The 20,828-nt window shown below is 61.2% G+C and carries 22 protein-coding genes; 19 read left to right on the top strand and 3 right to left on the bottom strand.

Annotated features, from left to right (window positions below; translation table 11 throughout):
* The first annotated feature begins 72 nt into the window (after positions 1–72).
* The 16 genes from EP237_RS10050 to EP237_RS09975 all read left to right on the top strand — a co-directional run bounded on the left by EP237_RS10050 (position 73) and on the right by EP237_RS09975 (position 16,289).
* Positions 73–1,011, top strand: coding sequence for a Hint domain-containing protein (locus EP237_RS10050; RefSeq protein ID WP_127560716.1), 939 nt, complete (start codon positions 73–75; stop codon positions 1,009–1,011).
* 242 nt (positions 1,012–1,253) lie between these two features.
* Positions 1,254–1,784, top strand: a complete 531-nt coding sequence (locus EP237_RS10045) for a toxin-activating lysine-acyltransferase (RefSeq protein WP_127560714.1) — start codon at positions 1,254–1,256, stop codon at positions 1,782–1,784.
* Between the two features lie 337 nt (positions 1,785–2,121).
* Entirely contained in the window at positions 2,122–2,736 is a 615-nt protein-coding gene (locus EP237_RS23125) for a Hint domain-containing protein (RefSeq protein WP_164744682.1), read from the top strand.
* Between the two features lie 341 nt (positions 2,737–3,077).
* Positions 3,078–3,908, top strand: coding sequence for a Hint domain-containing protein (locus tag EP237_RS10035; protein ID WP_164744681.1), 831 nt, complete (start codon positions 3,078–3,080; stop codon positions 3,906–3,908).
* Between the two features lie 423 nt (positions 3,909–4,331).
* On the top strand, positions 4,332–5,237 hold the full coding sequence (locus EP237_RS10030; RefSeq protein WP_127560708.1) for a Hint domain-containing protein: 906 nt from the start codon (positions 4,332–4,334) through the stop codon (positions 5,235–5,237).
* A gap of 117 nt (positions 5,238–5,354) precedes the next feature.
* Complete coding sequence (locus tag EP237_RS10025) at positions 5,355–6,314, top strand: Hint domain-containing protein (RefSeq protein WP_127560706.1); 960 nt, start codon at positions 5,355–5,357, stop codon at positions 6,312–6,314.
* Between the two features lie 40 nt (positions 6,315–6,354).
* Positions 6,355–7,266 (top strand): Hint domain-containing protein, encoded by a 912-nt coding sequence (locus EP237_RS10020; RefSeq protein WP_127560704.1) that lies wholly within the window; start codon positions 6,355–6,357, stop codon positions 7,264–7,266.
* Positions 7,267–7,453: 187 nt separating this feature from the next.
* Positions 7,454–8,356, top strand: a complete 903-nt coding sequence (locus EP237_RS10015) for a Hint domain-containing protein (protein WP_127560702.1) — start codon at positions 7,454–7,456, stop codon at positions 8,354–8,356.
* A gap of 500 nt (positions 8,357–8,856) precedes the next feature.
* A complete protein-coding gene (locus EP237_RS10010; protein WP_127560700.1) occupies positions 8,857–9,228 on the top strand; it encodes a hypothetical protein in 372 nt (123 codons plus the stop codon).
* An 81-nt stretch (positions 9,229–9,309) separates the two neighbouring features.
* Positions 9,310–11,592 carry a Hint domain-containing protein gene (locus tag EP237_RS10005; RefSeq protein ID WP_127560698.1) on the top strand — a complete coding sequence of 761 codons (2,283 nt, stop codon included), beginning with the start codon at positions 9,310–9,312 and terminating at the stop codon, positions 11,590–11,592.
* A gap of 117 nt (positions 11,593–11,709) precedes the next feature.
* Positions 11,710–12,606: a Hint domain-containing protein gene (locus EP237_RS23770; protein WP_164744680.1), complete on the top strand. Its 897-nt coding sequence runs from the start codon at positions 11,710–11,712 to the stop codon at positions 12,604–12,606.
* Positions 12,607–12,797: 191 nt separating this feature from the next.
* Complete coding sequence (locus tag EP237_RS09995; RefSeq protein ID WP_127560694.1) at positions 12,798–13,847, top strand: Hint domain-containing protein; 1,050 nt, start codon at positions 12,798–12,800, stop codon at positions 13,845–13,847.
* Between the two features lie 52 nt (positions 13,848–13,899).
* On the top strand, positions 13,900–14,703 hold the full coding sequence (locus tag EP237_RS09990; protein ID WP_127560692.1) for a dimethylarginine dimethylaminohydrolase family protein: 804 nt from the start codon (positions 13,900–13,902) through the stop codon (positions 14,701–14,703).
* The gene (locus tag EP237_RS09985; RefSeq protein ID WP_127560690.1) at positions 14,700–15,044 is read left to right on the top strand and encodes a DOPA 4,5-dioxygenase family protein; all 345 of its coding nucleotides are present in this window, start codon (positions 14,700–14,702) and stop codon (positions 15,042–15,044) included. The genes EP237_RS09990 and EP237_RS09985 overlap by 4 nt, the downstream gene beginning before the upstream one ends.
* Positions 15,045–15,051: 7 nt before the next feature.
* On the top strand, positions 15,052–15,504 hold the full coding sequence (locus EP237_RS09980; RefSeq protein ID WP_127560688.1) for a methyltransferase family protein: 453 nt from the start codon (positions 15,052–15,054) through the stop codon (positions 15,502–15,504).
* A gap of 83 nt (positions 15,505–15,587) precedes the next feature.
* Positions 15,588–16,289: a DUF1223 domain-containing protein gene (locus EP237_RS09975; RefSeq protein WP_127560686.1), complete on the top strand. Its 702-nt coding sequence runs from the start codon at positions 15,588–15,590 to the stop codon at positions 16,287–16,289.
* 24 nt (positions 16,290–16,313) lie between these two features.
* Here the strand turns inward: EP237_RS09975 and EP237_RS09970 are convergent, their stop codons facing one another.
* Complete coding sequence (locus tag EP237_RS09970; RefSeq protein ID WP_127560684.1) at positions 16,314–16,529, bottom strand: hypothetical protein; 216 nt, start codon at positions 16,527–16,529, stop codon at positions 16,314–16,316.
* A 132-nt stretch (positions 16,530–16,661) separates the two neighbouring features.
* Here EP237_RS09970 and EP237_RS09965 point away from each other — a divergent pair, with 132 nt between their 5' ends.
* On the top strand, positions 16,662–16,925 hold the full coding sequence (locus EP237_RS09965) for a DUF2312 domain-containing protein (RefSeq protein WP_127560682.1): 264 nt from the start codon (positions 16,662–16,664) through the stop codon (positions 16,923–16,925).
* Between the two features lie 175 nt (positions 16,926–17,100).
* Here EP237_RS09965 and EP237_RS09960 read toward each other — a convergent pair whose 3' ends face one another.
* Complete coding sequence (locus EP237_RS09960; protein ID WP_127560680.1) at positions 17,101–17,976, bottom strand: hypothetical protein; 876 nt, start codon at positions 17,974–17,976, stop codon at positions 17,101–17,103.
* Positions 17,977–18,051: 75 nt separating this feature from the next.
* Positions 18,052–18,507 carry an Lrp/AsnC family transcriptional regulator gene (locus EP237_RS09955; RefSeq protein WP_127560678.1) on the bottom strand — a complete coding sequence of 152 codons (456 nt, stop codon included), beginning with the start codon at positions 18,505–18,507 and terminating at the stop codon, positions 18,052–18,054.
* A gap of 134 nt (positions 18,508–18,641) precedes the next feature.
* Between EP237_RS09955 and ald the strand changes: the two genes are divergently transcribed.
* Both ald and EP237_RS09945 read left to right on the top strand, forming a co-directional pair.
* A complete protein-coding gene (gene ald / locus EP237_RS09950; protein WP_127560904.1) occupies positions 18,642–19,760 on the top strand; it encodes an alanine dehydrogenase in 1,119 nt (372 codons plus the stop codon).
* A 434-nt stretch (positions 19,761–20,194) separates the two neighbouring features.
* On the top strand, positions 20,195–20,828 hold a 634-nt coding region (locus tag EP237_RS09945), incomplete at its 3' end, for a Hint domain-containing protein (protein ID WP_240661597.1).

The following is a 20,828-nucleotide window of genomic DNA, read 5'->3' as shown; positions in this document are numbered from 1 at the left end:
GTTCCAGGTTGACTTTTCCAAGGCCGCAGGGACTACTTCCGGCATTATTTTTCCGGGGGCAAGGACAAGAACATGCCGACAAGTATGACGTTCAACAACCAGTATGGCGGGTCGACTGCCGGCACATCGGGGGCGGGCATCGACGTGACCATCACGGCGTCGGTCGATGACGGGCTGATCTCTGTGGGAGACGAGGTCACGGTGGACGGGCTTACCTCGAGCACGGCCACTTACTCGGGCATCGCAAATGGTGGAACGGCGACATACGTGGGCATCGGCGTGTTCAACGGCCAGCCGGGCTATGTCTTCACCGTCGACGGGGCCCTGACCAATCCGGATAACGTGCTCGTCCTGACGAACGAGGCCACGACAGCAATCAACACCGGCATCGCCGTCAGCGGATACGCCAACAACACGGCCTCGCAGAGCCTGACGCTGGATCCGGCCTGTTTCCTGGCCGGGACAACAGTTGCCGCGCCTGGTGGGGCACGGGCCGTGGAGGAACTGGTGCCGGGCGACATGATCTGCGCCGCCGACGGCCGCGCGGTGCCGGTCAAATGGATCGGACGCCAGACCGTGTCCACCCGCTTCGGCCCCGCCGAGCGCCAGATGCCGGTGCGCTTAGCCGCCGGGTCTCTGGGCAATGGACTGCCCCACACCGATCTGACGGTCACCGCCGACCACGGGATGCTGGTGGATGGGGTCATCTGCCATGCGGGCGCCTTGGTGAACGGGACGACGATCACGCGGGTGCCGCTGACCGAGATGGGCGACACCTACACCGTTTATCACATCGAGACCGAGGAACACGAAATCATCCTCGCCAACGGTGCCCCTGCCGAGACCTTCATCGACAACGTGTCCCGCCGCGCCTTCGACAACTTTGCAGAGTTCGAGGCCCTCTATGGCGACGTGCCCGAGATGGAAGAGTTGCCCTATCCCCGCGCGATGTCCTCTCGGCAGGTGCCTTCCAGGATCAAGGGTTTTCTGAACAAAGGCGTCGCGGCCTGATACGACTTGCGGGACATATGCTGCATCGCCATGTGCTCAACGCATGAAAATCTCAGCCGCCTGTGCGGCCGAGAGACTGGGCGAGATCAGGTCTGTTCCAAATGGAAAATCCTCGGGTTCGTGTGTTGCATTTTTGGTTCAATCCCATGAAAGGCCACCCGAGGACGTAAAGGGTTCATGGATTCCACATAAACCGGTTACGTAGGACTTAGCGCCGGGCACAATCTGGTCATGACACCTGAATGCGTGCGCGTGGAGCATTGGAGCCACTTTTGGCCGAGTCCATCCTTATCGACGGAGACAACCCTGGCGCGGAACGCCTGCGTCAAATGGGGGAGCTGACCTATCTCTTCTTCCGCAATCCCATCTTTGCCAACCTCCCTCTTCATCAGGCGCGGCGGCAGATTCAACCGCCCGTCGATCTCGATCAGTTCGTGATCTTCCGCGACGGTGAACGCCCCCGCGCTGCGATCACCTGGGCGTTTCTGTCAGAAGCGGCCGAGGCACGGTTTCTGGCCGCAAAGCCGCTGGAGCCCAGGGAATGGCGGTCGGGCACGCGCATGTGGGTGATGGACATGATTTCGACCTTTCCCAATTCCGGCGGTGCCAAGGCGGCGCGGTGGTTCCTCAACAGCATACCGGGACATGTCCAACGCCTCAGCTGGATTCGCGCAGGCGGAGATTCCGGCAGCCGCAAGCGTCTGGATCTGACACGGGAAGACGGGTGCTGGCATCTTGCCGCGATCTGCAAAATTGACCTTAAGGAACAATGATATGAGCGGATTTCCAGGAATATATCTGAACGCAATGTCCGGGGCAGATTCCACGAGTTCGTATGATCCCGCTGATGCGAACACAGATGGTTACTATGCATACAACGTGGATGTCTCTCCCGGCGAAACAATTACCCTCACGGGGTTTTTCAGCAACGCCTCACTTTATTACGACGGTCCGCATGACAATGGTAACGGGGAATACGTTGCATTTGGGCAGCCGGGTTGGGGCACATTCTCGCTGGATTCAGCGAATGGTGCATTCAGCTTTTCCTTTACCGCGGCAGAGTTGGCCGCGAATGGAGGCAATCAAACTCTGAACTTTGTCGTCAGCGGATTGGGCGACGACTACGACCGGGACTATGACACGATCCTCATAACAATGACCTGCTTTGCGACGGGCACCCTGATTGCAGGGCCGGACGGGCCGATGCGGGTCGAAGACCTGGTGATCGGCGCGCAGGTGCTGACGGATTTTGACAAGTCTGTTGCGGTCAAATGGATCGGTCGCCAGACCGTCGCGACCCGCTTCGGCCCCGTCGAGCGCCTGATGCCGGTGCGGTTTGCTGTCGGAGCGCTTGGCGATGGCATCCCCCATACCGATCTAACCGTCACCGCCGACCACGGGATGCTGTTGGATGGGGTCATCTGCCACGCGGGTGCCCTGGTGAATGGCGAGACGATCACGCGCGTGCCTCTGGCCGAGTTGGGCGAGACCTACACCGTCTATCACATCGAAACCGAGGAACATGAAATCATCCTCGCCAACGGTGCCCCGGCGGAGACGTTCATCGACAACGTGTCCCGCCGCGCCTTCGACAACTTCGCCGAGTTCGAGACGCTCTATGGCGACGTGCCGGAGATGGAAGAGCTGCCCTTCCCCCGCGCGATGAGTGCACGGCAGGTGCCCGCCGTGATCCGGCGTAAGCTTGGAACCTCCGACGCGGCCTGAGCCGGATCGATACCGCGATCGAGATCGAATACATCGAACACGGCGGCGTCCCGCACGACGTGCTGCGCAACCTGGCGAAATCGTAAGGGCGGCAACCGCCCCTTTCAGACGAAACGAGATCGGGCGCCTTCTGGCGCCCTTTCCATACGAGGCTCGTTCAGATCATCCTAATGAGCTTTCGTTGCAGTTCGGCTTCCTTTGAACTATTATCCTGAAGATAATCCAAATTGCAGGGGTCGTAGCTAAGCTATGCGGTCGTTTGCTCGACCGGAGAGACTGTGATGGCGTCCCAAACCTTTCTTTATGCATATGTGGTTACAGCTGGAGCGGGAACGCCTACGGTGACAGTCGACCCGCCAAGCGGGCCCGGAGCTGTCACGATCACTGAGCGGTCCGATGATGCAGATGGCATCAATGGCAGCACAAGCTTTGGCAACACGGTTGATTTTAGCTACGGCATTGGCCCCGCGATTGAACTGACCTTTGTGGCGCTCACGGATGCAGGTGACCCAATCCTGTTCTCTGGCGGCACCAGCATTCTCTACAGCAACAACCCGTCCCTTGGGCCAACGGTGGATTTGACCTCAGGTCCGGCGATCTTTCTCTATTGCTTTGCCAGCGACACCCAGATCTCAACAGATCGCGGGGACATTGCGGTCCAGTCTCTTGCGATCGGCGATACGGTCGTGACGGCAGAGGGGCGATCCACGCTCGTCAAATGGATCGGACGCCAGACCGTGTCCACCCGCTTCGGCCCCGCCGAGCGGCTGATGCCGGTGCGCTTTGCTGTCGGATCCCTTGGCGATGGCATCCCCCATACCGATCTAACCGTCACGGCCGATCATGGGATGCTGGTGGAGGGCGTCATCTGCCACGCGGGCGCGTTGGTGAATGGCACGACCATCACGCGGGTGCCGCTCTCCGAGATGGGTGAGACCTACACCGTCTACCACATCGAGACCGAGGCCCACGAAATCATCCTCGCCAATGGTGTCCCTGCCGAGACCTTCATCGACAATGTCTCCCGCCGGGTGTTCGACAATTATGCGGAGTTCGAGGCGCTCTATGGCGACGTGCCCGAAATGCAGGAACTGCCTTACCCCCGCGCCATGAGCGCCCGGCAGGTGCCGGGGCGGATCCGCCGGAAGGTCATGGGCTTTCAAGCCGCCTGATCCCCCCAATTCGCAGGGCCCCGAGCGGACCTGCTGTCGCGGATATATCCTTGCAGAGCTATTGAGCTCGACCGCGCGTCAAGGCGCAGTCGACGCCGTGGTGTGACCTTTGATCTGGCCAAGCCGTCGCGGGCGCGCGTAAATTATTGACGAATCAAACAGTATCACCTGAAATCACCCTCGGACCCAGTCTCAAGGCGCTTCGGCCTGCGACAGCCCAGGCACCCGGCCGCGTCCGCTACTGAGCTGCAACAGGAGGTGGTGCCTTGGCGGATCTCTTCTTTTCAACAGGTGCTCCGTTCATTGCCCATGACGGACCCTTCGGCGCCTTTCCGGTCCCGCCGTTGACGGTTCTCCCATGCAGGTTGCCGCGCTCGCTGAGCCTCTGGCCAACCCGTTCAGACTTGCAAAGAGGTAAATTTTATGGCTGATCTCGTCTTCCCGGTGTCCACCTTCATCACGGCCTACAGCAGTGCCGGGTCGGTTTCATGGTGGGCAGCATCGATTTCCCAGCCCTTCGAGACGATCTTCCGCGAGACGACATCGGCGAATTCGATCTTCGATACGACCGAGATCCTTGAAATGATCGAAGGCGGAATTTCGAAGGGGAACGCGACATATGCCGGGACCGTCACCCATTTGGGCGTCGAGTACCCCGCCTTCAACATTTGGAACGGACAACTCCTGGTCTACGGCGTGTCGCTCACGCAACTGGACTACCCCGACATCGCATCCCTGAACCTCGATACGTCCGACTACCCGTTCTGCTTTCTCGCCGGAACGGCCATTGTCACACCGGAAGGCCCGGTCGCAGTTGAGACGCTGCGCATCGGCGATCTGGTCTTCACGTTCGATGGCTACAGGGTGCCAGTGAAATGGATCGGTCGTCAGACCATTTCCACCCGGTTCGGCCCGGCGGAACGGCTGATGCCGGTGCGGTTTGCGGCAGGGTCTCTGGGCGAGGGGCTGCCGCATACCGACCTGACCGTCACCGCTGACCATGGGATGCTGGTCGATGGCGTGATCTGCCACGCAGGCGCTTTGGTGAACGGCACCACGATCACGCGCGTGCCCTTGGACGAGATGGGTGAGACCTACACCGTTTATCACATCGAGACTGAGGCGCATGAGATCATCCTCGCCAATGGTGCGCCCGCTGAGACCTTCATCGACAATGTCTCCCGCCGCGCCTTCGGCAATTTCGCCGAGTTCGAGGCGCTTTACGGTGACGTGCCGGAGATGGAGGAGCTGCCATACCCCCGCGCGATGTCCACCCGACAGGTGCCCGGGCGGATTCGCGCCCTTTTGAACGGGCGAAAGGCCGCCTGATCGAGGCGCAGTCAATCGCCGTGGCAGTCGCGGCGCCGGAGAAACAACACCGGGACGGTCAAGGGAGACGCCCCCAAAGGCCAGCCCCGGTTCTGAGATGAAAATCGTCCCGCTCCAATGCGCGTGGCCGGGACCAAGGGAGACACGACGGAGGGCACGACCATGGCGGATCTTTATGGAACTACGACCTACTTGCGGCTGGAGGGCAGTATCAACAGCGGCACGTTCACCTGGACGTCGAAGACGGTGCTGGCCGCGCCATTCCCCGGCAACGTTGTCGATCGCGGCGAAGACGGCAATCTGGATATCGGGGTTGATGACTATCTGTTCGTCACCAACAAGTTCAGCGGCTACTACTACACCACCCCAGATGGCACGGATTACCCGATCTTCTCGGATGGCGGGTTCTACTACGTCCCCTTCGTGATCGGGGAATACAACCTGACCCCGGATTCGGTCTTCCCGGCCTCTGGCAGCACGTCGAGTTTCAGCGACAATGCCGAGATCTGGATGTGTTTCGCCGCGGGCACGCGGATCGCAACGCCAACCGGTGAGGCCCCGGTGGAGACCCTGGGGATCGGGGACCGGGTTTTGACCCGGGAGGGACGTGCCGTCACCGTCAAGTGGATCGGCCGCCAGACCGTGTCGACCCGGTTCGGCCCCGCCGAGCGGCTGATGCCGGTACGCTTTGCTATCGGATCATTGGGCGAGGGCCTGCCGCATGCCGACCTGACCGTCACCGCTGATCACGGGATGCTGGTCGACGGCGTCATCTGCCATGCGGGCGCCTTGGTGAACGGAACGACGATCACGCGGGTGCCGCTGAGCGAGATGGGTGAGACCTACACGGTCTACCACATCGAAACCGAGGACCACGAAATCATCCTCGCAAATGGCGCGCCCGCTGAGACTTTCATCGACAACGTCAGCCGCTGCGCCTTCGACAACTATGCAGAGTTCGAGGCGCTCTACGGCGACGTGCCGGAGATGGAGGAGCTGCCTTACCCCCGTGCAATGAGCGCGCGGCAGGTGCCAGAGCGCATCAGGGCCAAGCTGCGCATATTGAAAACTGCCTGACATCCCGCCAGGAACAGATATGAAAATGAGGAATTGAACAATGGCTGTCTACACGTTCGACTATAGTCTCAGCTACAACCCGCAAGACTTGACACCGTCCAATACCGGCTTTGCGGTGCCGGCTCCGGGCACCTTGAGCGATGGCGATGCTGATCTGCCGGGTACCGGGGAATTTCAGGTTGGTGAAAGCATCACCTATACCTATGGCACCGGGACAACCGAAACCCTGTTGATGAGGGGCACGGTGGAGATCAACGGGGTGACATTCGTCGTTCTCGAAAAAAGCCCGATCTCGTATTATGCCTTCGGGATGACGGGGGAACCGTCGACTTTCGGTCCCATCAGTTTTGTGCCTCCATCTTCCTTGTCGTCTTTGAGCTTCCCCGTCTGCTTTTGTGAGGGCACTCAGATTGCCACGCCAGAGCGCGAATGCGCGGTTGAAGACTTGCAGATCGGCGATATGGTCCTGACCGCCAAGGGGGATGCGACCCCCGTCAAGTGGATCGGCCGCCAGACCGTAGCCACCCGCTTCGGGCCCGCCGAACGGCTGATGCCCGTGCGCTTCGCGGCGGGATCTCTGGGCGAGGGCCTGCCCCACGCCGACCTGACCGTGACGGCGGATCACGGCATGCTGGTGGATGGCGTCATCTGCCACGCGGGCGCCTTGGTGAACGGAACGACGATCACGCGGGTGCCGCTCTCAGAGATGGGGGAGACCTACACGGTCTACCACATCGAAACCGAGGACCACGAAATCATCCTCGCAAATGGCGCGCCCGCCGAGACTTTCATAGACAACGTCAGCCGCCGCGCCTTCGACAACTATGCAGAGTTCGAGGCGCTCTACGGCGACGTGCCGGAGATGGAGGAGCTGCCCTATCCCCGAGCGATGAGCGCCAGGCAGGTACCGGGGCGGATCCGCCACAAGCTTTCGACGGCAAACGCCGCCTGACCCGCGCAATCGGTTTGTTGCAAATCTGCGCCCCGTCCGACGTTTGCAAGCTGTGCGAGACTGCCGAGTAACCTGATCTTTCCCACCGATCCCGGTGCGGCAATCTGAACAGCCCATTACATTAACGCCGTCAATCAGTGTGATTTACTGCCACTAGGGCAGGAGAAGGAGAAGGATCTACAGTTCAATGGCTGACTACGCGACGACCCAGTACATCCGCATTTCAAACGCGACACTCGACCCCGGCACTTCGACTCTGACCTTTTCCGGGCGAGCAGACGAAACGGAAAACTTAACCGTTTTTGACGATGACAACTCTGGCACAGCATCCACCGGTGACTACTTGGGAGTCCCCGGAATTTCCTTCGCAGGCTTCACGATGGAATTGAACGGGCAGCAATACGCGGTCTTCGAGGATTCGTCCGACGGTGCCTTGCTCATTCCCCACAATGGTGAGGTCTGGCGTGGAAACGTACCGCCATCGCCCGCGCCGGTCACGTTGACATCCAACGCGACGGTGGTGAATTGCTTTCTAACCGAAACGCAGATCGCGACCCCATCCGGTGACACGCCCGTTGAAGCGCTCCGAGCAGGAGAGCCAATCCTAACCGCCGATGGTCGCATCGCGTTGGTCAAATGGGTGGGCCGCCAGACAGTCATGACCCGCTTCGGCCCGGCAGAACGCCTGATGCCCGTGCGTTTCGCCGCCGGGTCTCTGGGGGATGGGCTGCCGCATTCTGACCTGACCGTTACCGCCGATCACGGAATGCTGGTCGATGGTGTGATCTGCCACGCGGGCGCCTTGGTGAACGGGACGACGATCACGCGGGTGCCGCTCTCAGAGATGGGCGAGACCTACACCGTCTATCACATCGAAACCGAGGCGCATGAGATCATCCTCGCCAATGGTGCCCCGGCAGAGACCTTCATCGACAATGTCTCCCGCCGCGCCTTCGACAACTTCGCGGAATTCGAGGCGCTCTACGGCGACGTGCCCGAGATGGAGGAGCTTCCATATCCCCGCGCGATGTCTGCCCGACAGGTGCCTGTTTCGATCAAGTCGAGGTTGGACGGAAAAGCCGTGGCCTGACGCGTGGGCCGGACTGTTTGCCCCACGCTTGCGTCGCTGCGGGCGCAACGTTTTATGGGGAGGTGACCGGGAGGGAGGAATTCCCCTATCTGCGGGCGATGCTGGCGTGATGGGTGCCGGTTGCAGCCCGAAGCGCAGGCTTTCGGCGTTGCGGCATGGCAGGCGCGGCCACCGGGGACACATGAGAAAGGCGGAAGACGTGCTGGCGACAGATTGTGCCGCGAACCGCTTCTGCATCGCGGTCCGGAGCGGATTTCTGCGTCCTGCGATACGCCCGGTGTGGCTTCAGGGGGCCGACGTCGGAAAAGCGTGCGCTTCGTGGTTGGCACAACAGCCTTTGTCCCATAGTGTCAGCGACATATGGCGAATGCGCGTCCGCGTTTTTATGACGAGGGCCGGAGATTTGGGGGGCTTCTTTGAAGAATATGAACGCGGCCCTTGCGAAAGCAATATGTTCGACAATGGTAGCCGCCGCCGCAACCCTTGGAGGAGCATCCGCCATGGCACAGACCGCTACGGCCGAGGCGCTGTCCCTTACCTGCGAGACAGCTTCAGGGGCTCCGTCTTCTCATATCGACGCGCTTTGTGCGGAACTGACACGGCAGCTGCGTGAACAGGATCCGCCATGGGATGTCAGGCTGTCGGAGGATCCGGACCAAAACGGCGCGGATGCGGCGGCCAGCATGACGCTTACGCTTCTTTCCGCAGGCAAGCACGACCTGCGCGCACAGCTGTCATGGCGGCGCGGAGATCTCGGCGGGACCAGCCCGGACTACACGTTTTCCGTCGTCGATGCACCGCTTGGGGCCGCGCCCTATGACAGGTTTGTCGACACCCTTCTGAACAGCGCGGGCTGGCCCGATGCCAATTGACGGACCCGCCTGCAAGACCCTTCGTTTTCCTGGAAGCACCTTTGCTTCACGATCATTTAATCTCTCCCGGAGAAACGCGCCATGTGTCTGATATGCTCGACATTTCAACCCTTTAAGGAAACCTGTGACTATGAGGATCTGGCAGCGATATCGGTAGATGATGCCGCGCTGCTGGAGGATTCAGGTGACGCGGTGGCCTCGATCTCGACGACCTATTCCATGTCGGTCGGGGATACTTTTGCAGGCACCCTGGATTCCCTGGGCGACCGGGATTGGGTCGAATTGAACGTGGTTGCCGGTGAAAGCTATGACATCAATCTGACAGGCGTTGGCGGCAGTGCCGTTGGCGACACCTATATGCGTCTGTACGATTCAACCGGCACCTACCTGGGCTTCGATGATGATGGCGGGGTGGGGGTGGCGTCTCATGCGTGGTTCACAGCTGACACGACCGGCACGATCTACATTTCCGCCGGATCATGGAATGACACCGAGGCAGGCGACTACCAGATCTCGGTCACCGCGGCTGGCGACAGAACGACCTTCACGAACGACCAGATCGCCGATCAGCTGACCGACGGCTACTGGACCAGCCTGACCAATGAAACCACCCCGCGCGAGTTCAACGTGTCCGCGGGCGATACGCTGGATGTGCATATTGGTGGACTAACCGCAGAGGGTCAGCAGCTGGCATCCTGGGCGTTCGAAGCATGGACAGCCGTGTCGGGCCTGAACTTCAACCTGGTCACGACGGGCGTGGCGGATGCGTCGCATGAAATCGTCATGGATGACAACGCGTCGGGTGCCTATAACTCCTCGACCCATAGCGGCGGGTTCATCACTCAATCGACGGTGAATGTCTCAACCGACTGGTTGGCGACCTATGGCACCACGATCGACAGTTATTCCTTCCAGACCTACATGCACGAGATCGGCCACGCTCTCGGGCTGGGGCATGCCGGCAACTACAATGGCTCCGCAGCCTGGAACATCGATAACGAGTATCTGAACGACAGCTGGCAAGCGACGGTGATGTCGTATTTCAGCCAGAACGAAAATCCGACGATCAGTTCGAACTTTGCATTCGCTTCGACGCTGATGATGGCAGACATTCTCGCGATTCAGGATCTGTACGGAACGGGCGTCACCACCAATGCCGGCGACACGGTCTACGGGTTCAATTCGAACGTTTCGGGCTATCTTGGCGATCTCTTCGGTCAGATCACCGGGGAGGATGCTCTCGACACGTCAATCTATGCTGGCAACTATGTGATGTACACGATGTACGACACTGGCGGCGAAGATACGCTTGATATGAGCGGGTCCAGTCTGAACCAGCGGGTCAACATGAATGACGAGACCTATTCGGACCTGTCCGGGCGGATTGGCAACTTCTCCATCGCGCGCGGCACCGGGCTTGAGAACTACATCGGCAGTTCCGGGTCCGACGATGTCACCGGCAACGAGCTTGCCAATGAAATCTCTGGCAATGACGGCAATGACTCCTTGTCCGGCGGCGCGGGTGCTGACACGCTCGATGGCGGCGACGGCAATGACACCCTGACGGGCGGCGCGGATGCAGACCTGTTTGCCAGCACCGGTTTCGGCACGGGCGACACGGACAGGATCACGGATTTCAACGGCGCCGAGGACGTGGTCGACCTGTCCAGCTTCTTTGCCGACATCTCGGATGTTGCCGCTGCGGCCACCGATGTTTCGGGTGATCTGCATATAGACCTCGGAGGAGGCGCGACGCTGATCCTCGAGAATACGGCGGTCGGTGATCTGACCTTCACCAATACCAATACCTTGTGCTTCTGCGCGGGAACCCTGATTGCAACCCCGGAAGGGGACCGACTGGTTGAAGAGCTTTCGATCGGCGACCGCGTGTTGAACGCTCAAGGCCGGGCCATTCCGGTCAAATGGATCGGTTACCAGACCGTCTCCACCCGGTTCGGCCCGGCGGAACGGCTGATGCCGGTGCGCTTTGCGGCGGGATCGCTTGGGGCTGGCCTGCCTTATGAGCCGCTGACTGTCACCGCCGATCACGGGATGCTGGTAGATGGCGTGATCTGCCACGCGGGCGCGCTGGTGAATGGAACGACCATCACGCAGGTGCCCCTGGCCGAGATGGGGGCGAGCTACACCGTCTTCCATATCGAGACCGAGGCGCACGAGATCATCCTTGCGAATGGCGCGCTGACAGAGACGTTTATCGACAACGTGTCCCGTCGGGTCTTCGACAACTTCGCCGAGTTCGAAGCGCTCTATGGCGACGTGCCCGAGATGGAAGAGCTGCCTTACCCCCGCGCCATGAGTGCACGGCAGGTGCCAAACATGATCAAGGGAAGATTGGCGGCATGAAGCGGTCGGTTTGGACCGTGTCTTTTCGAACAGCAAGTTGAACAATCAGAGTATTTGATTTGACGTGCGCGTCAGAGCAGGAAACTCTTTCGCCAACTTATTGGGGGAAGACGAACAGTGGCAGAATATGCATTTGTGGCAAGCGCGATATACTTGTCCGACGGGTCGTTTGCGACGCAGCTGATCGCCCCAAGCACCATCACTGATGAAGAAGAGACCGGCGCGGGGTCTACCACGTTCGAAGTCGGTGATACCTTAACCTATGGTACGGGTTTCAGCGGCGCGGGCGATGTCACATTCGTTGGGACAGCCACATTCGAAGGGCATATCTACTTTTATGCAGAGTTACAGTTCGGAGATACTCAGATTTTCGGCAATCACTTTCCGCCGTTAGGATTCCCTTCGAACCTAAGTGATTTCACCTTGTCGCCGGGGGTTTCCTTTCCGGTGTGTTTCCATGAAGGCAGCGGGATTGCCACAGCAGAGGGGCAGGTCGCTGTCGAGAGGCTGACGATAGGCGATGCTGTGCTGACATCAGAAGGAGACGCCGTTGTGGTCAAGTGGATCGGCCGCCAGACGGTCTCTACCCGCTTCGGCCCTGCCGAGCGGCTGATGCCGGTGCGCTTTGCTGCCGGGTCTCTGGGCGAGGGCCTGCCGCATACGGAGCTGACCGTCACTGCCGATCACGGGATGCTGGTGGACGGGGTGATCTGCCATGCTGGCGCGCTGGTAAACGGCACGATGATCACGCAGGTGCCGCTTGCTGAGATGGGCCAGACCTACACCGTCTATCACGTCGAGACCGAGGCGCACGAAATCATCCTTGCGAATGGCGCACCCGCGGAGACCTTCATCGACAACGTCTCCCGCCGGGTCTTCGACAATTATGCGGAGTTCGAAGCGCTCTACGGCGACGTGCCCGAGATGGAAGAACTGTCGTACCCTCGGGCGATGTCCGCGCGGCAGGTGCCTGCGCTGATCCGCGAACGCTTGAAGGCAGTCGACGCGGCCTGATCAGCCGGCCCCTTCATGCCCTGCGGCCTGCTCCGGTGGGCTGCAGACCCTTCGCGTCTCGGTGCCTTACCTCTAGGGGGCAAGCCCCGGCCATTTCCTAGAAGGGCCGGTCATGTCGAGCCAAAAAGGCTCGCCCGAAACCCTGCTATCGGATAGCTATAAAGGGCTGACCCGTTAAAGGAACTCAAAATATGGCTGACACCGATATTCAGATCACTGAAATTCACTATGACAGCAGCTCTGCTCATCCCTATTCTGACGTTGTCCTTGAATGGGTCGAACTTCGAAATGATGGCACGACCGCAGTCAGCCTGGATGGTTGGACGATCACCGATGCGGGTGGCGGCGTAACGAGCTTCGATGCCGGGTTCACCTTGCAGGCGGGACAGTACGGGATCGTCTACAACTCACAACGCATTACCGAGTCTGACTTTCTGTCGATCTACGGCCCACTTCCGCCAAATACCGTGCTCATTACTCGCAGCGGGCTATCCTCGGACTGGGCCGCGATGAGCAATTCAGGCGATCAGATCATCCTGAGAAACGACAGCGGCACAGTCATCGAGGATCTCACTTATCCTGACATTGCCACCGATGGGCAAACAGTGTCCGTTGGAGGCACGGATGGGGCCGAGACCTTTACGTTGCAGAACGACCCAACCCCCGGGGCCCCGGTCTGCTTTGCTGCCGAAACCTTGATCGAGACAAGCAACGGGCCTGTCATGGTCGAAGACCTGCAAATCGGTACAAACCTTGCGACCGCAGAAGGCGGGATCGTCCCGGTCAAATGGATTGGTCGCCAAACCGTCTCCACCCGCTTCGGTCCCGCCGAACGGCTGATGCCAGTGCGCTTTGCTACCGGGTCGCTTGGCGATGGCATCCCCCGTACCGACCTGACGGTGACCGCCGATCACGGGATGCTGGTCGATGGGGTGATCTGCCATGCTGGCGCGCTGGTTAATGGAACGACCATCACGCAGGTGCCCCTGGCCGAGATGGGGGCGAGCTACACCGTCTACCACATCGAGACCGAGGAACATGAGATCATCCTTGCCAATGGGGCGCTGACAGAGACGTTCATCGACAACGTCTCGCGCCGGGTCTTCGACAATTATGCGGAGTTCGAGGCGCTCTATGGCGACGTGCCCGAAATGCAGGAACTGCCCTATCCGCGTGTAATGTCTGCGCGGCAGGTGCCTGAGCGGCTCAAGGCAAAGCTGGCCGGACAACGCGCAGCATAGGTCCTGCCTTTTCGGCTGGCACAAGACCGGGAATGGCGGCACAGTGACCGTCATGACCGATCATTCCTTCCGCTTCACCCATGCCTTGTGCCGCCGTCCCGCGCGGTCCTGCACTCAAGGTTTGCGCGCCTTTGACATGGGCGCGCCCGACCCGGACCTCTTCGATGCCGAGCACGCTACCTATATGGACGCCCTGCGCCATGCGGGGGCGATGGTGACGGTGCTGGAACCGCTGGAAGATTACCCTGACAGCTGCTTCATCGAGGACCCGGCCCTGTGTCTGAAGGGCACCGCCATCGTGCTGCGCCCCGGCGCGCCTACCCGGCTTGGCGAGGCGCAGGCACTGAAACCCGTGTTGGAGGGGATGTTCCCCGAGGTGCGGGATCTGCCCGGCACAGGCTTCGTCGATGGGGGCGATATCCTCTGCTCCGACACGGAGGTCATGGTGGGCCTGTCGGCGCGGACCGATTTGGCAGGGGTAGAGGCGCTGCGCCCGCTGGTCGAGGATCTGGGCTATACCCTGCGCATTGTCGAAACGCCCGCCGATATCCTGCATTTCAAGACCGAAAGCAGTCTTCTGGATGCGGAAACCATCCTTGCCACGCCGAAGCTTGCGGCAACCGGCTGTTTCGACGGCTACCGGGTGATCGAGACGGCGCCGCTTGAACATGCGGCGGCCAATGCGATCCGCTTCAACGATCATGTCTTTGTCAGCGCCGGTCACCCGCGCACCGTGGAGCGGTTGGACAAGGCGGGCTACACCGTGGCGGAGCTGCCGATGACGCAGGCGGCGTTGCTGGATGGCGGGCTGTCCTGCCTGTCGCTGCGGTTCTCGCTGGCCGGCGGGCTGACATGAGGGATACGGGCGGGATCACAGGCTATCACGCCCATGTCTATTTCGATGAGGGCACGGTGGCGCAGGCGCGTGCCCTGTGCGCGGCCGCGCGTGACCGTTTCGGCGTGGTCATGGGGCGGGTGCACGAGACCTGCGTGGGACCGCATCCGCACTGGTCCTGTCAACTGGCGGCGACGCCTGCGCAATTCGCCGAGCTGTTGCCGTGGCTGGCGCTGAACCGACGGGGCCTGATCGTCTTCGCCCATCCCGAAAGCGGGGATGACCTGGCCGATCATCGAGATCACGGGATCTGGCTGGGATGCGGGTTGCCGCTGGACCTGTCGATTTTCGCGAAAGGGTAGGGGCGCGATGTTCAAGGGATTCCCCGACTGGCCGCCGATCTGGTTTGCAGGCTTTTGTGCGGCGGCGTGGCTTTTGGCGCGGGAATTGCCGCTTGTTGTGGCGTTCGGCCCGCTGTTCTGGGGGGTGGGCCTGTTGATGATTGCGGGCGGGCTGGCGCTGATCGGCTGGTCGGCCATCTGGTTCTGGCGCAAGAAGACCCCGATCGAGCCTCATCACACCCCCAAGGCGCTGATCGTGGAAGGCCCCTATCGCTGGTCGCGCAACCCGATCTACCTCGCCATGGTGGCGATGCTGACGGGCTATGTGCTGTGGCTGGGGGTGCTGAGCCCGATCCTGCTGCCGGGTCTTTTCGTATCGGTTCTGACCCTGCGGTTCATCGTGCCGGAAGAGGAAACCTTGGTCGATACCTTCGGGCTGGAGGCGCGGCGCTATCTTCAACAAACCCGGCGTTGGCTGTAACGCGAACTCGCAAAGGCTTGATTGGCGTCCCCGGACCGGGTTCACTACCTATCAGGGGACAGAAGGGAATACTGACGGACATCATGCGCAGCTTCATCGCCTCCATTGCCCTAGGTCTGCTTTCGCTGACTGCCCCCGCGGCCCGTGCCGACAGCCCGGTCGTGGTGGAGCTGTTCACCTCGCAAGGCTGCTCGGCCTGTCCGCCTGCCGATGCGTTGCTGACGCAACTGGCCGGGCGGGAGGACGTGATCGCATTGGCGCTGCATGTGGACTACTGGGATTATATCGGATGGGCCGATACCTTTGCCTCCGGTCAGTTCACCCGCCGCCAGCACGCCTATGCCCGCCATGCCGGTCAGCGGATGGTCTATACGCCGCAGATGATCGTGGGCGGTGTGGAACGGGTGGTGGGCTACGAGCCGATGGATGTGGCGGAACTGATCGCCCAATACCGGGTTGTGGATTATCCGGTGGAGGTCAGCCTGTCGCGTGTCGAGGGGGGCATCGTGCTGCGCGCCGTGGCCTCGATGGCGCTGGAGGAACCCGGCATGATCGTTCAGATCGTGCGCTATATGCCCAGTGAAATGGTGGAGATCCGGCGCGGAGAGAATGCGGGCCGCACCGTGGAATACAGCAATATCGTCACCGAATGGATGCGGGTCGGCACTTGGTCTGGCGCCGAACCTTACGAGCTTCAGCTGGTCGACGACTCGGCCCTGCCCATTGCTGCGATTGTCCAGATGGCGGGACCGGGCCAGATCCTTGGTGCAGCGCGGCTGGACTGATCGGCTTGGACGCCTTTCTCGCCGTCAGGCGAGGAAAACACCCATCACCACAGACATCAGGCCAAGCGCCGAGATCAACAGCGCCCCCATGTTGAGAAACACGATGCGCTGCAGCCGGGCGCGGGTTTCCACATCGGGCAGGTCCGCCCGGCGCACCCGGACGGCCGAGGCGATGCAATAGGCGATGATGATGAGCCCCACAGCTGTGAGCGCCGCGCCGAGCCAAACAAGCCATTCCATGTGCAGAGATCCCTTCGTTCCGTCCCTGATAGTCGCCTAGCCGAGCCGGCCGTGCTTCGCAAGTCTTGCAGGGGGCGGGCAGGGGGGCTAGACCGGGGCTCTGGTGAGATCCGGCAATGAGAGGCAGGCCCGATGGACGACACGAACTCCCCCCCTGACAGCTACCGCGTGACCGCAGATGAGCTGCGCCAGTTCATCGAACGGGTGGAACGACTGGAGATGGAAAAGAAGGACATCGCCGACCAGATCAAGGAGGTGATGGCCGAGGCCAAGGGCCGTGGCTATGACACCAAGGTGATGCGCAAGGTGATCGCGCTGCGCAAGCGCGAACCGGATGATATCGCCGAGGAAGAGGCGGTGATGGAGATGTACAAGGAAGCGCTTGGCATGCGGTGATGTCGCCGCGCATCGCGCGTCGATCCGGGGAGCGCCCCTCGTCAGGCGCCTCTGGCGCCCTCCTCGGGTCGCGTTGCCACGGACGTGTTGCAGGGTGTGTCGGTCCGTCAGACGTCGGCGCCCGTGGCGCGGGCAGGATGCCTCCGGCGGGAGTATTTGGGCCAAGAAGAAGGGCTCAGGGCGTGATCAGGGTAACACCCGGAATATGCGAGACCGCGTCCATGTCTTCCTCATAGGAGGAGGTCATGTCGTCGAGCATCTCGGCGGACCAGCCCGGCGTGTCGAGCTCTTCCTCCAGCGCGTCGTCGAGCGCGTATTTGTCAAGGAAAGCAGCCACGACCCGGCGGCGCAGCATTTCGTTTTCCGGCGGGTTTTCCGACAGGTAACGCTGCATCCGGCGGAAACCGGCAGGGTCCATCAGATCCTCGATCAGGTCATCCACGCCATCGAGCGGGGCCAGCGGGTCGCAGCCTGCCAGCTCGCGCATCACCTCGCCCCAGATCAGGGGCGTGTCCTCGTTGCACCAGGCTGACACCGGGCAGTCGGGCACCGCCACACGCATGCGCGCCAGCATTTCGGACCAGGCCAAGGCGTGCGGCTGCATGTCTTCGGTGAATTCCTCGAACTGGCGGAAACGCGAGGTCTTGAAAAGCGCCGGGATCAGCGTCGCGGGATCGCGCATCCCGAGCATGAATTCCACCTCTGCCGTGGGAAAGAGGTTGCGCAAGCTGCGCGAGACCCGGTCGATCATCGGCCAGATCTGTGCCCCGATCACCACCAGCCGGTTGATCGACACCATGCGCGGATCGGAGAAGATAATGCGTTCCGTGCCTTCGGGGATCTTGGCAGAAGTCAGGATATTGCGCTGCAACTCTTCCGGGGCGGGGGCGCCATCAAGCGCGCGCAGCGTGTCCTTCAGGACATCGCGATAAAGCGCCGGGGTCGGCACCGCGATGCCCTGCTTGGCCAGTGTGGCCCGGTTCTTCAACAGCGAGCGGATCAGTCTGTCGTCATCGGTGCACGGTGCCCCCATGTGAAAGACGACCTGCATGTGTTCTGCCCCTTCGCTGTGACTGGTTCCGCCCGACCCTAACCGGGGCCGGGGCCGAGGCAAAGCCCCAAGATATCAACGCACCGGGTAGCCCTGCCAGAACTTGATCGGACGCAGCGCGAAAGTGGTGTGCATGGAGGAGACATCGGGCAGCGCGGCCAGGCAATCGCGGTGGATGCGGTCGTAATCGTCCATGTCGCGGGCGACCACGCGCAGGGTGTAGTCGGCCTGGCCGCTGGTCAGGTGGCATTCGAGGATGTCGGGCGAGGCGCGGACCGCGGCTTCGAACCCGTCCAGCACACTGCGTTCCTGGCTGCGGAGCGTGATTTCGACGAACACCAGCAGGCTGAAGCCCATCTTGCGGCGGCTGAGCCGGGCAGAGTAGCCCGCAATGATGCCCGAGGCCTCCAGTGACTTGATGCGGCGATGGCAGGCAGAGGCGGAGAGCCCAAGCTCATTGGCGAGATCGGCGACCGGGCGGCTCGAATCGCGTTGAAGGGCATGCAGGATACGGGCGTCGATGTTGTCCATTTTTTCCCGGCGTTTGATGTTTTTGCGCAAGATTGCTGCGCTGATATCGTCAAAATGCGGGAAGAAATCAAGAAAATTGCGCTCACCCGCGCGTATTCTGACGCAAAGGAAACGCCGCGATGGAGGAGGTCGTCATGATCGTCGGGTGCCCCAAGGAAATCAAGAACCACGAATACCGCGTTGGCCTGACGCCGGAAAGCGCGGGCGAACTGGTGGCCCATGGCCATAGCGTCCTGATCGAGACCAATGCCGGATCCGGCATCGGCGCGATGGATGAGGATTACGTGGCTGCCGGTGCTATCATCATCGACACCCCGGAAGAAATCTTCGCCAAGGCCGACATGGTCGTGAAGGTCAAGGAACCGCAGGCCGGTGAGCGCGCCATGCTGCGCGAGGGGCAGATCCTCTACACCTATCTCCACCTCGCCCCCGATCCGGAGCAGACCAAGGACCTCGTGGCGTCCGGCGCGACCTGCATCGCCTATGAAACCGTGACCGGCGCGGGCGGCGGTCTGCCGCTGCTGAAACCGATGAGCCAGGTGGCCGGTCGGATGTCGATCCAGGCGGGCGCGACGGCGCTGGAAAAATCCCATGGCGGCCGCGGCGTTCTGCTTGGCGGCGTGCCCGGCGTGGTGCCTGCGAAAGTGGCCGTGATCGGTGGCGGCGTCGTCGGTTTCAACGCCGCGCAGATGGCCGTTGGTCTGGGCGCGGATGTGACCATTCTCGATCGCAGCCCCGACGTTCTGGAACGCCTGTCGATGCATTTTGAATCCTCGGCCAAGACCCGGTTCTCGAACCTCGCGAACCTCGCGGAATGCGTGGCCGAGGCCGATCTGGTCATCGGGGCGGTTCTGGTGCCGGGTGCTGCCGCGCCCAAGCTGGTGACCCGCGCCATGCTGTCCACCATGAAGCCCGGCGCGGTGATGGTGGATGTGGCCATCGACCAGGGCGGCTGCTTCGAGACCTCGAAGGCCACCACGCACGCGGACCCGATCTATACCGTTGACGGGATCGTGCACTACTGCGTGGCCAACATGCCCGGCGGGGTCGCGCGCACCTCGACCTATGCGCTGAACAACGTGACCCTGCCGCATGCTCTGCGCATCGCCGATCTCGGCTGGAAAGAGGCGCTGTCGCGCGATCCGCATCTGGCGAACGGGCTCAATGTCTGGAACCACCAGGTGACCTATGAGGCCGTGGCCCGTGATCTCGGCTACGACTACACGGCTGCCGCCGCCGCGCTGGCCGCCTGATCCAAGCGATCCTCCCCCGTCCGGTGTTGTTGGCCGGAGGGATTGCACCCCGGACGGTCTACCCTTCCCGTCCGGGGTGCATTTTCATGCGGGTCCGCAGTTCTTGGGAAGACAGTATTGTCATTCATCTTTAGGAATTGATCGCTCGCCCACCATTTCAGAGAATAACTCAATAGTCGGGGTCAATTCGTTAATAAATGTTAATGTAAAATAGTCGCTTGGCAGGTAGCCAATTAACGCGTAGAATTGTGTTGTAGTTGTTTTTGTAACGAGTGGGGCTTGAGATGGCTGCTGAGTCTTTTGCGTTTTCCTATGTTGTGTCATCGGGATCAGTCGGGGGATCCTTGACGCTTTTGGGCCCCTTCGGAAATACCGCTGACATTTTAGAACAGGACACCAACCCAAACGACGGAACCGTTGCCGTTGGGGATGATGTGTTCTGGGACGGGGGCACCTACAAGGTTCTTGGGATTACGTCCGATGGCGATCCGATCATTCAGCCCGGAGGCGGCGGTATTATCCGTGTGCTATCAAATAATGGCGCGCTCTCGTCGGTCGGAAGCTCGGTCAGTGCCTATGCTTTGTGCTTTCTGGCGGGAACAGAGATTTCCACCCCTGTCGGTCGCCGCGCGGTGGAAGCCTTGGAAATCGGAGATCGAATCCTGACAACATCGGGCGGGACGGTGCCTGTCAAATGGATCGGCCGGCAGACGGTTTTTGCCCGCTTCGGTCCCGCCGAGCGCCTGATGCCGGTGCGCTTTGCCGCCGGGTCCCTGGGCGAGGGCCTGCCGCATTCCGACCTGACCGTTACCGCCGATCATGGCATGCTGGTCGATGGTGTCATCTGCCACGCGGGGGCTCTTGTGAACGGCACGACGATCACCCGCGTGCCGCTCTCCGAGATGGGCGAGCGTTACACCGTCTACCACATCGAGACCGAAGCGCATGAGATCATCCTGGCGAATGGGGCTCCGTCCGAGACCTTCATCGACAACGCCAGCCGCCGCGCCTTCGACAACTTCGCGGAGTTTGACGCGCTCTATGGCGATGTGCCCGAGATGGAGGAAC

This window comes from Nioella ostreopsis (assembly GCF_004000255.1).
GTDB classification, from domain to species: Bacteria; Pseudomonadota; Alphaproteobacteria; order Rhodobacterales; family Rhodobacteraceae; genus Nioella; species Nioella ostreopsis.
This window is presented reverse-complemented; position numbering and strand designations above follow the sequence as displayed.